This window comes from Pauljensenia sp. UMB3104, from assembly GCF_030217285.1.
Lineage (GTDB): Bacteria > Actinomycetota > Actinomycetes > Actinomycetales > Actinomycetaceae > Pauljensenia.
The window spans coordinates 20,731-36,469 of the sequence record NZ_JASONN010000006.1; the positions used below are offsets into that span (position 1 = coordinate 20,731).

Consider the following 15,739-nt stretch of genomic DNA (forward strand, 5'->3'; position numbering starts at 1 on the left):
CATCCGCACTCATCCGCACAACTCTGAGCAAAAACAGGGAATTACACACCATGCACATCACGTAATTTCGGATGACTCACGCCCCGTGGACACTCATCCCACGCCATCGGCCCCTCTCCCCCTAGAGTTAAGGCATGACGAATACACTGCTGGCACGAGTCCTCGACACCGAGTACACCGATTCGACGGTGCGCCCCCAGGACGACTTCTACCGCCACGTCAACGGCACCTGGCTGGCGACGCACACGATCCCCGCGGATCGCCCCATGGACGGGGCCTTCCACGCGCTACGCGACGCCTCAGAAAAGTACGCCCGAGCAATTGCTCAAGACGCGGCGGCAGGCACCCTGGACGATCCGGACGCCGATCGCATCGCCACCCTGTGGACCCAATTCCTCGACGAAGACACCATCGAGGCAGCCGGTGCCACCCCCCTGCGCCCCGACCTCGACGCGATCAACGCGTGCGCCACCCACGAGGAACTCGCCCGCGAAATGGGCCGCCTCATGCGCGAGGGCATCGGAGGCCTCGTCGGCGCATACGTGGGGACGGACCCCCACGACTCCTCCCGCTACATGATCTCCCTCGTCCAGTCAGGTATCGGACTGCCCGACGAGGCCTACTACCGCGAAGAGGACTACGCACCGATCCGACAGGCCTACGTCGCGCACACCGCTCGTCTCCTCGCCCTCGCTGGCGTGGACGACGCCGAAGGAGCGGCCACGCGCATCATGGAGCTCGAGACCGCGCTCGCCTCACACCACCGCGACTCCGTGACCAACCGTGATCCCCTGCTCTCCGACAACCCCACGCCGTGGGAGGAGCTCGCCACGCTCGCACCCGGATTCGACTGGGACGCGTGGGCGAGAGGCGCACGCATGCCCGTCGCCGGCCTCGTCGTCAACGTCGACCAGCCCGACTTCCTGTCGGCCGCCGCCACCCTGTGGGCAACCACCGACCTGTCCGTCCTCAAGGAGTGGCTGAGCGCCTCGGCCATCGACTGCCACGCTTCCCTCCTCTCTGGCGACTTCGTGAACGAAAACTTCGACTTCCACGGTCGCACGCTGTCGGGCACGCAAGAGCTGCGTCCGCGCTGGAAGCGCGCTCTCGGTCTCATCGAGGCCTACCTGGGCGAGGCCATGGGCCGCGCGTGGGTTGCACGCCACTTCCCGCCCAACGCCAAGGAGGCAATGGACTCACTGGTGCGCCGCCTCCTCGATGCCTACGGCGAGTCGATCCGCGGCCTCGACTGGATGAGCGAAGACACGAAGGTCAAAGCGCTCGACAAGCTGGCAACCTTCAACCCCAAGATCGGTTACCCCGTCAAGTGGCGCGACTATTCGACCCTGCACCTGGATCCGAAGGCTTCCATCGTCGACAACGTGCGCGCCGCCAACGCCCACGCCACCGACCGCGAATGGGCCAAGCTGGGCCGCCCGGTCGACCGCGACGAGTGGTACATGACTCCTCAGACGGTCAACGCCTACTACAACCCCACGCAGAACGAAATCGTCTTCCCCGCCGCGATCCTCCAGCCCCCATTCTTCGATACCGAGGCTGACGACGCGGTGAACTTCGGTGCAATCGGCGCGGTGATCGGCCACGAGATCGGTCACGGCTTCGACGACCAGGGGTCGCGCTACGACGGAGCGGGAAACCTATCGAACTGGTGGACGGACGAGGACCGCGCTGCCTTCGAAGAACGCACTCACGCACTTATCGAGCAGTACGACGCCCTCACCCCCGCAATCCTCCTCGAGCAGCACGACAACGAGGAATCCGAGGCGGGCGAGGACACTGAACGCGCTCTCCCCCACGTCAACGGCGCGCTCACGATCGGCGAGAACATCGGCGACCTCGGCGGTCTGACGATCGCATGGAAGGCCTGGGCCTCCACGCTCGCAGAGCAGGGCCTCACGCCCCAGACGGCGCCCGTCATCGATGGAATCTCGGGACCGCAGCGTTTCTTCTACTCGTGGGCTCGCGCCTGGCGGACGGCCACGCGCCCCCAGTTTGCGCGCCAAATGCTGGCAATCGACCCACACTCCCCCGCAGAGTTCCGATGCAACCAGGTACTTCGCAACCTTGACACTTTCGCCCGGGCATTCGACGTCACCTCTGACGACGACATGTGGCTCGACCCCTCCCAGCGCGTCACCATCTGGTAGAAGCGTGTCCCAGCCGACAAATTTCGGCGCGCCCCGCGCAATCACCCCCAACACATGACAACATAGGAATGTTGAGCGCAACAGCGCCCCCATTCCATCGACGGAAAGGCACCCCATGCCAGGCCTGAACCTGACTCGCGAGGAAGCGACCGAGCGAGCCTCGATCATTTCCTCTGTGACCCGCTACGAGATCTCACTGGACCTCACGCGCGGAGACACCGACTTCGGTTCATTCACCCGCATCGAGTTTGACGCGCGCGAAGGCGCCTCCACGTTCGCTGACCTCGTGTCCAACAACGTCCACTCGATCACGCTGAACGGCAACGCCCTGGACCCCTTCACGGTTCACCAGGACAACCGCATCGCGCTGGAGAACCTGGCCGAGCACAACGTCCTTGAAGTTGAGGCGTCCTGCCAGTACATGCACACGGGCGAGGGCCTGCACCGCTTCGTCGACCCCGCCGACGGCCAGGCCTACACCTACTCGCAGTTCGAGGTTCCGGACGCTCGCCGCGTGTACACCACCTTCGAGCAGCCCGACCTGAAGTCCACCTTCACGCTGACGGTGAAGGCCCCCAAGGGCTGGAAGGTCTTCTCGAACGCTCCGACCCCTTCCCCTGAGGAAGAGGGCGAGGCCTGGATCTACCGCTTCGCGACCACCGAGGTGATGTCGACCTACATCACGGCGATCGTCGCAGGCCCCTACGAGGGCACGACGGCCACACTCACTTCCTCCGACGGCCGCACGATCGACCTGGGTGTCTACGCCCGCGCCTCGATCGTTGAGCACCTGGATGCCGACGAAATCATCGACATCACTCGACGCGGCTTCGAGTTCTTCGAGGGCGCGTACGGCATCGCCTACCCCTTCACCAAGTACGACCAGATCTTCGTGCCCGAATACAACGCGGGCGCCATGGAGAACGCCGGCTGCGTGACTTTCCGCGACGCCTACGTGTTCCGTACGCGTCCCACCGAGGCTCAGATGGAGGCTCGCGCCAACACGATCCTGCACGAGCTGGCGCACATGTGGTTCGGTGACCTTGTCACCATGAAGTGGTGGAACGACCTGTGGCTCAACGAGTCCTTCGCCGAGTTCATGAGCCACCTGGCTCTGGCCGAGGCTACCAAGTACACCGAGGGCTGGACCGGGTTCATGGTCCGCAAGGACTGGGGCCTCAAGCAGGATCAGCTGCCCACCACCCACCCGATCACGGCTGAGATCCGCGACCTGGCCGATGTTGAGGTCAACTTCGACGGCATCACCTATGCCAAGGGTGCCTCCGTGCTGCGTCAGCTCGTCTCCTACGTGGGACGCGACGCGTTCTTCGCGGGCCTGCACGAGTACCTGACGAAGCACTCCTACTCCAACGCGACGCTGGACGACCTGCTCTCCGAGCTGGCCGCGGCCTCGGGCCGAGACCTGGCCTCGTGGTCGAAGGTCTGGCTGGAGGAAGCCGGCGTCACCCTCCTGCGTCCGGTCATTACCACGGCCGAGGACGGCACGATCGAGCGCCTTGAGATCACGCAGGAAGCTTTCTCCGAGGGTGCTTCCCTGCGTCCGCACCGCATGGGCGTGGCGGGCTACTCGCTGACCGAGGAGGGCACGCTGGCGCAGGTCTTCCGCGAGGAACTCGATGTCGACGGCGCCTCCACGGTGGTCGAAGCTGCTGCGGGTATCGCTCGTCCGGACTTCATCCTTGTCAACGACGGCGACCTCGGCTACGCCAAGGTCCGCCTCGACGAGCAGTCCCTGGCGTTCGCGGTTGCTAACATCACCAAGTTCACGGATTCACTGACCCGCGGCGTCGTCATGGCCTCCGCGTGGGACATGACCCGTGACGGCGAGATGCCGGCGCGCGATTACCTGAACCTGGCGCTGCGCGCCGTGCCCGTCGAGGACAACATGAGCCTCCTGACGCTCACCCTGCGTCACATCGACGAGGCCGTGCGCACCTTCGTCGCACCCGAGTTCCGCGCTGACGCCGCCGAGGACACGGGCCGTCGCCTGCTCCTCCTGGCGCGCACCGCTGCCTCCGGCTCCGATGCACAGCGCATGCTCGTCGCTGCCGCCGCCCGCAACGCGACCAGCACCGAGCAGTTTGAAGCCATCCGCGCCCTCTACGACGGCACCCAGACCCTGGACGGCCTGGACCTCGACGTTGACCTCAAGTGGGGCCTGCTGATCGCCCTCGTGCGCGGCAATGCTGCGACCGAGGAGGACATCGCAACCCTGGAGGCCACCGACGACACGATGACCGGCCACCAGAATGCCGCCGCCGCTCGAGCGGCTCGCGCCGGTGAGTGGATCAAGGCCGACGTGTGGGACAAGGTCCTGACCGACACCTCCATCCCCAACGACACCCGTTGGGCGATGATCTCGGGCTTCTGGGCGCAGGCACGCACCAACCCGTCGGCCTACGCGACCTACGTGGGCGAATACTTCGAAGCGCTGGCGGGCATCTGGGAGACCTTCACCTTCCACACGGCCGAAGACCTCACGACGCTGCTGTTCCCGAACGCCATCGCGGGCTACGCCCCCGAGGTCGACGTGGTCGCTTCCGGCAAGGCCTGGATCGAAGCTCACGCGGATGCCTCCGCCGGCACGATCCGCATCATCCGCGAGCTCATCGACGTGTGTGAGCGTCAGATCGCCAACCAGGCGGTGGATGCGGGCTGATCAGCCTCACAACGACGTCAGGGGGCGTGGCCACACGGCCACGCCCCCTTCGTCTGTTTACCCGTACTGTCACTTCTTGAAAGTCTTGTGACAGGAAGAATCCGGGCCAGATCCTGCGACCGGGCCCGGATCACTCACTGATCAACGCCCACGGTGGTACTCGCAGGCAATACCGTCACCATCACGGTCAAGATCAAGGCTGTAACCGGGCTGTCCCCGATGCAGAGGAGCCTTGCCCGCACGCCTCACCTCGTCACAGTTCTTGTAATAAGGGGAGGAAGAGGAACCACCGCTGCTTGCCGACGAGGCCGAGGCAACCGGATACAGGCCCCACCACACGCCCGAGTCGTAGAACCAGTGACGCTCGCCGCCGATCCACTGCGTGCCCGTCACCATCACGCCGGACGCGTTCAGGTAGTACCACGAGCCGCCCTGGCTGAGCCAGCCGGTCACCATCGCACCCGACTCGTTGAAGTAGTACCAGGAGCCGCCGATCGCGTTCCAACCGCGCACCATAACGCCCGAGTCGTTCAGGTAGTACCAGGTACCGCCTTGGTTCAGCCAGCCGGTCTTCATGGCGCCGGAGGCGTTCAGGTAGTACCACGAGCCGCCCTGGCTGAGCCAGCCGGTCACCATCGCACCCGACTCGTTGAAGTAGTACCAGGAGCCGCCGATCGCGTTCCAACCGCGCACCATAACGCCCGAGTCGTTCAGGTAGTACCAGGTACCGCCTTGGTTCAGCCAGCCGGTCTTCATGGCGCCGGAGGCGTTCAGGTAGTACCAGGAGCCGTCAACCACGATCCAACCCGTGCGCATCACTCCGCTCTGCGGATCCAGCAAGTACCAGGTTCTCGGCTCGTTGAAGTAGTACCAGGAGCCGCCGATCGCGTTCCATCCATGCACCATCGCGCCCGAATCACCGAGGTAGTACCAGGAGCCGCCTTGGTTCAGCCAGCCGGTCTTCATGGCGCCGGAGGCGTTCAGGTAGTACCGGGGGGAGCCGTCAACCACGATCCAACCCGTGCGCATCACTCCGCTCTGCGGATCCAGGAAGTACCAGGTTCCCTGCACGTTCGTCCATCCACGCGCCTGCGCACCTGAGGGGGCGTAGTACTCCCACGATCCCCCAAGGTTGTACCATCCGGTGACCATGTAGCCGCTGCCGTTGAAACGGTAGGTGGCACCGTCGATGTCTCGCTTCTCGTCACGTGCGTACGAGCCATTGTCCAGGTCGTACCACCAGCCCACAGCGTCCATCTTCCACGAGGGCTTCGGCGCGGGAGCGGGCTCCGGGTTGGGAGCGGGCTCCGGGTTGGGAGCGGGCTCCGGGTTGGGCGCGGGCTCCGGGTTGGGCGCGGGCTCCGGGTTGGGCGCTGGCTCAGGGTTGGGCGCTGGGTCAGGGTTGGGCGCTGGGTCAGGGGTAGGTGCGGGATCCGCCGTCGGTTCCACCACCGGAGCCTCAGCGGCGACGCCCACAGGCTCACCATCTTGGCTCGGACCGACCGGGAGCGCATAAGCAGGAGCCAAGGGACCAACAACGAGGGCAGCAGCACCCAGGACCGCCAGTGCGTTCCTGCGCATATTGATGGGACGCATATCTTATTCCTCTCTGAACAGAAGGCGACGAGTGCGTGAGTCCCTTCAGTAGAACAATCGCACTTGATCGACGAATGCACATTAGTTCCGCAGCATTCATTTACTGACTATACACGGAATAATGTGACGCACCAAATAAAATGTTGTCACCATCAACACCTGCACCGAACAACACAAACAGGCATGAAAAAGCCTCGACGCTGCGGGCACATGACACCGCCTCCGCACCTATGCCCTACCCCACTCAGTTTTGTCACATCACCAACCAACAAGCCGCATCGACACAGTCAGCATACAGCCGGAAGGATTCAACCTGATCGGGAAGATTCAACCCGATCAGAAGAGGTTGGATTTTCCCGATCGGGTGTTACACCCCATCGGTAACAAGTCTCATCGTGGGGATAGCGACGGACATCTCAACCAGCCGACACCAGGCGCAGCCACGGAAGCAATGCACTAGATACAGCAGTAATGCACTGGTTACGAGGACGTTGCACTGCTTACTATCCAGTGCAATGCTGCGCCAAGTAGTGCAATGCCACAGAGCGACAAGCTCACACGCGGCAACATTAGCCCCAACGCCTCATCAACGCGCCTCCTACCGCGTCGCGGCAGACAGCACTACACCAGTAAGGGGGCATAACACCACCTCCGAGCTGGCGTATTGCTCCGCTCAGTGGTGTCACACCACTGAGCAACAGGCCACCATGCGAGCAATCCTCACGCCCGCCCGAAAAACCGCCCAGTCCACTCCCCCAGTAAACGATCATGCTTCAGACACAGAACTATATGCATGAAAAGCCTCCCGCCCCTCGGACACCGCTGACGATGTCCAAGAAACGGGAGACAGTTCAATGAAGGATGAAGCCGGGGCTTCAGAGCGATGCGTCAGCGCTTGGCTCGACGCGATGCGACGACCGCACCGATACCAGCAACGAGGACGGCGACCGCCCCAACGCCAACCCACACACCTGAGGCACCGGTGGCAGCCAGCGTGTCACGACGCGTCTCGGCCGGGGTCGAGGCCGGAGCGTCAGTCTGCGCGGGATCGGAAGCAGCTGGCGTCACCGGAACCTGGACGGACGGAACCTGGGTGGCAGGATCCGGGGTCACAGGGTTCTGCGGGGCAGGAGCCTGGGTGGCAGGATCCTGCGGGGCGGGAGCCTCAATACCGGGGGCGGGTGTCTGCTCGCCATCAACGGAGGGATTCGAAGGCGCGGGAGCCGGAGTGCTCGGGTTCTGCGGGGCAGGAGCCTGAGTCACAGGGTTCTGCGGAGCAGGGGTCTGACCGTCACCAACGGAAGGGTTCTGCGGAGCCGGAGTCTGGGCGCCGGGGGCAGGGGTCTGACCGTCACCAACGGAAGGGTTCTGCGGAGCCGGAGTCTGCTCGCCGGTATCAATACGCGGATTCGCACTTCCCTGGTCAACGCTCTGCGAGGGGGCAGGGTCCGAGGGGCTCACAGAGAGCGTCGTGCAGCGCGTGAGAGCGTCACGATACTCGGCAGCAGTCAGGTAGCGGCCAGCCTGATCCCCGGACTTCACGGTGACACCGCCGTCCTTCTCCGGGTGCACGGACGTCTGCGCAGCGATGGAGTCGGCAACACGGTCAAGCTCTGCGTCAATCTCAGCAAGGCTGGCAGCGGGCTTCTCGTCGGCCACGGACGCGAGGTACTCATCGAGAGCGCTCTGAGCAGCATTCACAGATGCCTGCGCATCAATGACGGCCTGCTGATTGTCAGTCGTCGAGCCAGTTGCGGACGGAGCGGGAGTTGAGGGCGCCGCAGATCCGGACTTGGCGGGCAGCGTCGACACATCGACCGGCAGAGCAACACCGGGCAGGGCACCAACCTTGTTCTGCCAGGAGTTAGCACGCTGCGCATCGCCGCCACCGGCCAGACCGGAGACGTAGTTCGTGTTGTCGGAGTTGAAGGCGCCGCCATCGAAACCGTAGGCCGAGGCAGTGTCACCCGTCGTGTGGAAGCGGGAGACATCCGGAGAACCACCGGTGATTGCGTAGAACTTCTGGGTGCCGTAAATGCGGGTGAACTGACCATGCTTGGCGATATGAACACCAACACCCACGACGTTGTTCTGAGCGAGCATGTTCTTATCGTGGCCGGAGGAGTTCTTCCACTGGTCAAAGAGGGCGTCAGCGGCCTGCATCGGGTTCTTGGTGGTGCCGTAGGCTCCCCACTTGTCTCCGAAGTTCTCGCGGTGGTTGTACGCAATATTCTCACCGGCGTAGGTCGTGTCGCCGCCATCAAGCTTGCCCGCACCGAAGTACTTGTAATCGGGGTCATGATTGAAGTCGTCCGTGTCGGACATGTGCTGGCTCCACGAGCGCGCATCCGCGGTCACGGTATCGGAGACGACCAGTTCGGGCAGTCCCGCGTTCGCACGGTAGGCATTCATCTTCTGAACGATGAGGGCTTCGATGATACGCGCCTGCGTAGCGTCATCAACCTGCGACCAGTCCACCCAGTCGAGGCCACGATCAGTCGTTGCGGGTGCAGATACCGCAGCATTACCAGCCGAGGCACCGGGCTGAGCCGCTGCCTGCTGAGCAGCATCAAGGGCAGCCTGAGCGTCTGCCAGCGCCGCGCGGAGCTCGGCTTCACGCGCAGGATCGGCGGTGGGAGTGGAGGAATTTCCAGCGGCCGCAGCGGCGTAGCTGGCGAGCAAGGGATTGTATTCAGCGGTGATGCGCCCCTGAGCCCCGGACAGGGAGTTGCAGAACGCATCCTCTGAAGTGTTCGCACCCTCAGCCAGTGTGGGGATGACGACGAGGGATGCTGCGATTGTCGTGGCGGCGAGGACCACCGAGGTATGGGTGCGAGTGAGCTGGAACGACATTGGCTACCGGCCTAACACTATGAGACAAAGACGGGTAAATCTTTCCACGCGGTACGCAGTATTTCAAGGTTTTTTCAGTAATTCATTACAGGCAAATGCACCGATTTGCAACGTTTTATAGGTTTGACAGATTTTGAACATCCCATATGTCGATACCAAAACGTTATTTTTATGCGCCAGTCCCTGACCAATGAGTAACGGATGCCCGACTAACGGATGGACGACGCGCGCCATGAACGGCCACCGAGTGCCGGCACAACAAACAAACGACCCGTCCAGAGACAACAAAAAAACGACACTCACAAGCTGAGTGTCGGAATTTTTTGTGGAGCTAGGGGGATTCGAACCCCCGACCTCTTCCATGCCATGGAAGCGCGCTACCAACTGCGCCATAGCCCCGTTATTTAGTTCGTCGCCCTGGCGACCTGATAAATAATAGCGGACCCTCAAACGTTTACGCAAATCCAATTCAGTGCCCCTCGTCACAATGTAGAGAAATCGTTGATTCTCTGCGGCAACGAGGGGCCCGAGCACCGTTATGCTCCCAGAATGTCCTCGCGTGAGCCGATGTTATGGGAGGCGAGTCGCCACCCGCTGACCGCCGCACTCTTGGACGTCGACATTCCCACGGGCACGAGCTCCGACCAGTGGCAGTTGTCCACGCCGCGCAGTCCGTTGAAGACGGCGGGATCCAATCCCAGGAGGGACACGATGCCACGCGCGATCGCAGAACCGTGCGAGACCACGATCAACGACTGGTCGTCCCGACATGCGCGAGCAGCCTCCAGGACAGCGTCACGCACGCGCGCGCCCACGACCTCGGAGCGTTCTATCTCAGCGAGGTCACACTCCCCGTCTGCCCGATACTGCGCAAAGGCCTCGGGCTGCTCTCGGGCAATCTCCTCGTAGGTCTTTCCCTCGAAGCTCCCGTAGGAACGTTCCGTGAGCCGATCATCGAGTTCCGGCCCCTCGCACGGGTACCCAGCGATATCGAAAACGCGCGCGACGATCCGCGCGGTATCAACCGCGCGCCCCAGGGGTGAGCTCACAATGCGCACTCCCCCATCGTCGTAGCTGCGCCCGTCCTCGGCGGCAAACATGCCCACCTCGGCACTCGGTTCGCACAGGCGACTGACGAGTACGCCGGCCGCGCCCGCCGCTTGGGATCGCCCGGCCTCGTTCAGCGGCTTATCGATGCGTCCCTGAAATCGCCGCGCCAGGTTGAAATCCGTCTGTCCATGACGCAGCAGGACAATCCGCGATGCACTCACTGGGCAGACCCCGCCCCGTGCGTTGCCGCACGCTCCGCAGCGGCAGCGCGAGCCTCATCGGTATCGACATCGATCGGTGTGGCCGGGCAGTCACCCCATAGCCGCTCAAGCGCGTAGTACTCGCGTTCCTCCTCCGACAGCACGTGCACGAGCAGCTCCGAATAGTCCAGGAGCACCCAGGTGCCCTCTGCACGACCCTCGATATGTGCCGGACGGCGGTGGTGCTCAACCCAGATGCGGTCCATGATGTCCTCGGCGATGGCGCGCACCTGGCGGTCCGTCGGAGCCGAGACGACCACGAAAGCGTCCGCCAGGGCGAGCTTGCTGGTCACGTCAACGAGGACCGGGTTGATACCACCTCGGTCGTGCGCGGCACGAGCAACAAGGCTCGCCAGTGTAGCTGTAGCGTCAGGAAGGCTCACGTTTCTCCTTGGGTCAGGACCGGTACAGGCCGTACTTGTTGATGTATTGGACGACACCGTCAGGCACCAGGTACCACACCGGCTTACCCTGCGCGACACGCGTGCGGCAGTCGGTCGACGAGATCGCCATGGCGGGCACCTCGAGCAGCGACACAGACTCGTGCGGCAGGCCGGGATCGGACAGGTTGTGCCCGGGGCGGGTCACACCGATAAAGTGCGCCTGCTCGAAGAGCTTATCGGCATCCTTCCACTGCGCGATCTGCGCCAGCGCGTCAGCTCCCGTAATGAAGTAGAAGTCAGAGTCAGGGTACTCACGAGACAGATCCGCCAGGGTATCGATCGTGTAGGTCGTACCCCCACGGTCAATATCAACACGAGACACGGCGAAACGCGGATTCGAAGCGGTTGCGATCACCGTCATCAGGTAGCGATGCTCGGCCGAGGTCACCCGACGCCCCGCTTTAAAGGGCTGCATGGCGGCCGGTACAAACACGACCTGGTCGAGGCCGAACACGTCCATCACCTCAGACGCGGCCACGAGGTGGCCGTGGTGGATCGGATCGAAGGTACCGCCCATAATGCCGATAGCACGGCGTCTGCGCAGCGCACGCGGCGGGTGCGGAGGCAGGGCCGGTGCCGCGGTCGCCCCCGCTGTGGCCTCGGTCGTCTTCTCGATTCCGACCTCCTCCGAGGCTGGCGCGGTCTGCTTGTCCTGCTCGCTCACGGGCGGATCGTTCCCTCTCCCTCGTAAATCCACGTGGTGGTTGTCAGCTCGGTGAGCCCCATCGGACCGCGCGCATGCAGCTTCTGCGTCGAGATACCAACCTCGGCCCCCAGGCCCAGCTGCCCACCGTCCGTAAAGCGCGTCGAGGCGTTCACCGCGATAGCGGCGGCATCAACACCCGAACGGAACGCCCGTACAGCGGCAACATCCGAGGCCACAATACCTTCCGTATGACCGGTGGAGTACCGACGAATGTGCTCAATCGCCTCATCGATGTCATCGACGACACGCACCGCGAGGTCCATCGACAGGTATTCCGTCTCCCAGTCGGCCTGCGTCGCATCGACGATCATGTGCGCGTCGATGGAAGGCTGGCCGTCGACGATAGCCCGCGTGGCCTCGTCGGCGTGAATCGTGACGCCCGCAGTCGTCAGACGCGTGATCGCCGCGACCAGGAAGCGCTGGGCGACATCGGCATGGACCAGGAGTGTCTCTGCCGCGTTGCACACGCCCACGCGCTGCGTCTTCGCGTTCATGATGATGGCCTCGGCGGCCTCCAGGTCGGCAGAAGCATCAACGTAGACATGGCAGTTGCCGGTGCCGGTCTCGATCACCGGAACGCGCGACTCCTCGACGACAGCATTGATGAGCCCAGATCCGCCGCGCGGAATCAAAGCATCGATCGCGCCGTGCGCACGCATCATCGCGCGAGCACCCTCGCGTCCCCAGGGGTCCACGGTCGTAATCGCGTCGGCAGGAAGCCCCACGGAAGCCAACGCGTCACGGCATACCTCGATGAGGACACGGTTGGAGGACTGGGCGGCACTGCCGCCACGCAGGATCACCGCGTTACCGGCCTTGAGCGCCAGGGTTGCAGCGTCAATGGTGACGTTGGGACGGGCCTCGTAGATGATGCCGACGACGCCCAGAGGCACGCGCTCCTGCGTGACGCGCAGACCGATATCCGTGCGCATACCGCGAACGACTTGACCGACTGGGTCAGGAAGACCCGCAATCTCCCGGACAGCATCGGCGATACCCCGGATGCGCTCGGGTGTCAAAGCGAGGCGATCCAGCAGGCCCTCGCTCATCTGCTCCGCACGACCGCGGGCGACATCCTCGGCATTAGCAGCCAGGATCTGGTCGCTGCGTTCGATGAGCGCAGCAGCAATCGCCTCGAGACCGCGGTTCTTCGCCTGCGTGGTCACATTCGCGAGAACGCGAGCAGCCGCGCGGGCGGCATCCGTCACCTGGGAAATATCTGCAGCAGTATTCACTCGGCCATGATGACACACGTCAGCCCGTGGGGCCGCGTCAGTCAGCACTGAGGGCAGAAAATGCGTCACCCAACACCGCCAGATCATCGCGGTGAATCGCAGGTCTCGGATGCTCGTGCCCCGCAGCCTCCAGCTCTGCCGTCCCCGAGCCGGCTATCTGCGCCAAGGTATCGGAGTCATATCCTGACACGCCGCGAGCAACAAGCCCCGTCGGAGATGCCACGTCCACGACGTCACCGGCGTCAAAGTGGCCGAGCACGGAACGCACACCCGCAACCAACAGAGACTTCTTGCCGACCGTAATCGCCTGCGCGGCACCCTCATCAACGATGACTTCGCCGCGCGACGGTGCCACGTGGGCGATCCAGAGACGACGCGAGGCCGGACGCTCCTGGGAAGGTTCGAACCACGTTCCCACGCGCTGGCCTGCCAGCACCGCCTCAAGGGCATCAGCGCTGGCAAGCTGAACACCGATACCACTCGTCGTTGCGAGCATCGCAGCCTGCACCTTTGTCGCCATGCCGCCCGTACCCACGCGCGATCCCGCACCGGTCACGAGCACGCTCATCAGATCATCGGCGCTCGCCACACGCGTGATCAGCTCCGACCCCGGGTGATCTGGCGGAGCCGTATAAAGACCGTCGACATCAGTGAGCAGAACGAGAGCATCAGCCTTAATCATCTGCGCAATGAGGGCAGCGAGGCGATCATTGTCGCCGAAGCGCAGCTCTCGGGTGGTCACCGCATCATTCTCGTTCAGAATCGGAACGACGCCGAGGCCGAGGAGGCGCGTCAGCGAGGCACGCACGTTCGTGTAGTGGTCACGGCGCATGACGTCGTCCGTGGTCAGCAGCACCTGGGCGGCATCGAGGTGATGCGCCTGGAAAGCAGCGGTCCAACGCGCCATCAGGAGCCCCTGCCCCATCGCCGCCGCGGCCTGCACGCTCGGCAGGTCCTTCGGCTTCGACGTGAAGCCGAGCGGATCAAGCCCAGCAGCGACCGCACCCGACGACACGATGACGACCTCGCGGTCCGCCCCGCGCCAGCGCGCAACAAGGCGCGCGACAGAGTCGATCCGATTGAGATCCAGACCGCCATCTTCTCGCGTCAGTGACGACGAGCCGATCTTGACGACGATGCGAGAAGCCGCAGACACTCCGCTCATGACTGATCCGAGGCGTCGGTCCAGTGGCCGGCCTGACGCTCGGTCCACAGCTCGTCACGAGCAGCGGTCTTGGCGTCCATGACCTGGTGGTACACCTCGCGACGTTCCTTGCGGCTCGGACGCGCATTCTGATCCAGACGTAGGTCGGTACCGCGCGAACCCAGCAGCTCCGGTCCGGTTGTGAGGGTCGGCTCCCAGTCGAAGACGACGCCTCCGTCCAGGTCGCCTATCACGACGGTGTCGCCGGCGACCGCGCCGGCCTTCATCAGCTCGTCCTCGACGCCCGCGGCGTTCAGGCGATCCGCCAGGTAGCCCACGGCCTCGTCGTTGGCAAAGTCGGTCTGGCGCACCCAACGCTCCGGCTTATCGCCACGCACCTGGAAGACGTCCTCGCCATCCTTGCGGGTCTTGCGCACCGTGATCTCCACGCTGCGCCCGACGGCCTTCGGCCGGATGACGGGACGGGCAGCCTCAAGAGCGGGACGCTTCGCGCGCTCCTCCTCAACGATGCCGGCCAGAGCAAAAGACAGCGCCTTGAGTCCCTCGTGGGACACGGCAGACACCTCGAAGACGGGCCAGCCGAAAGACTCCAGATCCGGACGCGTAATCTCAGCGAGATCGCGACCATCCGGAATGTCGATCTTGTTGAGAACGATGACGCGCGGACGCTGCATGATCGGCACGTAGCCCTCCACCTGCGTCAGGTCACCCTCGTACGCCTCCAGCTCGGCCTCGATAATGCGCAGATCCTCGACGGGCTCGCGATCAGTCTCAAAAGCAGCGGTGTCCAGGACATGCACGATGACCGCGCAGCGCTCAATGTGGCGCAGAAAGTCCAGGCCAAGGCCTCGTCCCTGCGATGCACCGGGAATCAGGCCGGGAACGTCAGCGACCGTGTAACGCGTGTCGCCAGCCGACACGACGCCCAGGTTCGGGACCAGCGTCGTGAACGGATAATCCGCGATCTTCGGACGCGCCGAACTCATCGCAGCGATCAGTGAGGACTTACCCGCCGACGGGAAGCCCACGAGAGCCACGTCCGCGACAGACTTCAGCTCGAGAATCACGTCCCGTTCCTCGCCGGGCTCGCCGAGCAGCGCGAAGCCGGGGGCCTTACGTGCCTTCGACGCTAGCGCAGCGTTTCCGAGACCACCGCGCCCTCCCTCGGCCACCACAAAGCGGGCGCCCGCACCCGTCAGGTCGGCGAGCAACTCACCCGACATCGACTTCACGACCGTGCCCTCGGGGACCGGAAGGATAATGTCCGCTCCGGTCTTGCCCTGACGGAAATCACCCATTCCGGGCGTACCGTTATCCGCGCGGCGATGCGGGCTTCGGTGGTAGTTCAGCAGCGTGGTCTCCTGCTCGCTCACCTCCAGGATGACCGAGCCGCCATTTCCACCATCTCCGCCGTCGGGGCCAGCCAGCGGCTTGAACTTTTCACGCTTAATCGAGGCAACGCCGTTACCACCGTTACCACCCATCGCGTGCAGAGTCACGCGATCCACGAAGTCTGCCACTGTTGCTCCTGACGACTGAAATGAATGTTGAAAAGGGCGCCCGGCAACGCCGGACGCCCTTTA

At 63.8% G+C, this 15,739-nt stretch carries 11 protein-coding genes and 1 tRNA gene; 2 read left to right on the forward strand and 10 right to left on the reverse strand.

Translation table 11 applies throughout. The features are described 5' to 3' along the window. Positions 1-134 precede the first annotated feature (134 nt). Both QP415_RS04615 and pepN read left to right on the forward strand, forming a co-directional pair. A complete protein-coding gene (locus QP415_RS04615) occupies positions 135-2,168 on the forward strand; it encodes a M13 family metallopeptidase (protein WP_285099043.1) in 2,034 nt (677 codons plus the stop codon). A 115-nt stretch (positions 2,169-2,283) separates the two neighbouring features. Then, positions 2,284-4,848 carry an aminopeptidase N gene (gene pepN, locus QP415_RS04620; RefSeq protein WP_285099044.1) on the forward strand — a complete coding sequence of 855 codons (2,565 nt, stop codon included), beginning with the start codon at positions 2,284-2,286 and terminating at the stop codon, positions 4,846-4,848. Between the two features lie 141 nt (positions 4,849-4,989). On the opposite strand, the gene QP415_RS04625 is transcribed toward pepN, so the two are convergent. The 10 genes from QP415_RS04625 to obgE all read right to left on the reverse strand — a co-directional run bounded on the left by QP415_RS04625 (position 4,990) and on the right by obgE (position 15,676). Continuing rightward, positions 4,990-6,444 carry an excalibur calcium-binding domain-containing protein gene (locus QP415_RS04625; RefSeq protein ID WP_285099046.1) on the reverse strand — a complete coding sequence of 485 codons (1,455 nt, stop codon included), beginning with the start codon at positions 6,442-6,444 and terminating at the stop codon, positions 4,990-4,992. Between the two features lie 888 nt (positions 6,445-7,332). Continuing rightward, a complete protein-coding gene (locus QP415_RS04630; protein ID WP_285099048.1) occupies positions 7,333-9,297 on the reverse strand; it encodes a CAP domain-containing protein in 1,965 nt (654 codons plus the stop codon). 63 nt (positions 9,298-9,360) lie between these two features. After that, the gene (locus QP415_RS04635; protein WP_285099049.1) at positions 9,361-9,600 is read right to left on the reverse strand and encodes a hypothetical protein; all 240 of its coding nucleotides are present in this window, start codon (positions 9,598-9,600) and stop codon (positions 9,361-9,363) included. 23 nt (positions 9,601-9,623) lie between these two features. Next, positions 9,624-9,696 (reverse strand) — tRNA-Ala (locus tag QP415_RS04640). Positions 9,697-9,833: 137 nt separating this feature from the next. Beyond that, the gene (locus QP415_RS04645; protein WP_016461846.1) at positions 9,834-10,568 is read right to left on the reverse strand and encodes a histidine phosphatase family protein; all 735 of its coding nucleotides are present in this window, start codon (positions 10,566-10,568) and stop codon (positions 9,834-9,836) included. Then, the gene (gene rsfS, locus QP415_RS04650; protein WP_016461847.1) at positions 10,565-10,990 is read right to left on the reverse strand and encodes a ribosome silencing factor; all 426 of its coding nucleotides are present in this window, start codon (positions 10,988-10,990) and stop codon (positions 10,565-10,567) included. Before rsfS ends, QP415_RS04645 begins: the two co-directional genes overlap by 4 nt. Positions 10,991-11,003: 13 nt before the next feature. After that, complete coding sequence (nadD, locus tag QP415_RS04655) at positions 11,004-11,714, reverse strand: nicotinate-nucleotide adenylyltransferase (RefSeq protein WP_016461848.1); 711 nt, start codon at positions 11,712-11,714, stop codon at positions 11,004-11,006. Then, positions 11,711-12,991 (reverse strand): glutamate-5-semialdehyde dehydrogenase, encoded by a 1,281-nt coding sequence (locus QP415_RS04660; RefSeq protein ID WP_048676169.1) that lies wholly within the window; start codon positions 12,989-12,991, stop codon positions 11,711-11,713. The genes nadD and QP415_RS04660 overlap by 4 nt, the downstream gene beginning before the upstream one ends. Before the next feature lie 37 nt (positions 12,992-13,028). After that, positions 13,029-14,156 carry a glutamate 5-kinase gene (gene proB, locus QP415_RS04665; protein WP_285099057.1) on the reverse strand — a complete coding sequence of 376 codons (1,128 nt, stop codon included), beginning with the start codon at positions 14,154-14,156 and terminating at the stop codon, positions 13,029-13,031. Next, on the reverse strand, positions 14,153-15,676 hold the full coding sequence (gene obgE, locus QP415_RS04670) for a GTPase ObgE (RefSeq protein WP_285099058.1): 1,524 nt from the start codon (positions 15,674-15,676) through the stop codon (positions 14,153-14,155). Before obgE ends, proB begins: the two co-directional genes overlap by 4 nt. Positions 15,677-15,739: the final 63 nt, after the last annotated feature.

Bases quoted from the DNA above. Each gene is read 5' to 3' on its own strand.
- QP415_RS04630 (WP_285099048.1), bottom strand. From the start codon at position 9,297: ATGTCGTTCCAGCTCACTCGCACCCATACCTCGGTGGTCCTCGCCGCC.
- pepN (WP_285099044.1), top strand. From the start codon at position 2,284: ATGCCAGGCCTGAACCTGACTCGCGAGGAAGCGACCGAGCGAGCCTCG.
- QP415_RS04615 (WP_285099043.1), top strand. From the start codon at position 135: ATGACGAATACACTGCTGGCACGAGTCCTCGACACCGAGTACACCGAT.
- proB (WP_285099057.1), bottom strand. From the start codon at position 14,156: ATGAGCGGAGTGTCTGCGGCTTCTCGCATCGTCGTCAAGATCGGCTCG.
- QP415_RS04625 (WP_285099046.1), bottom strand. From the start codon at position 6,444: ATGCGTCCCATCAATATGCGCAGGAACGCACTGGCGGTCCTGGGTGCT.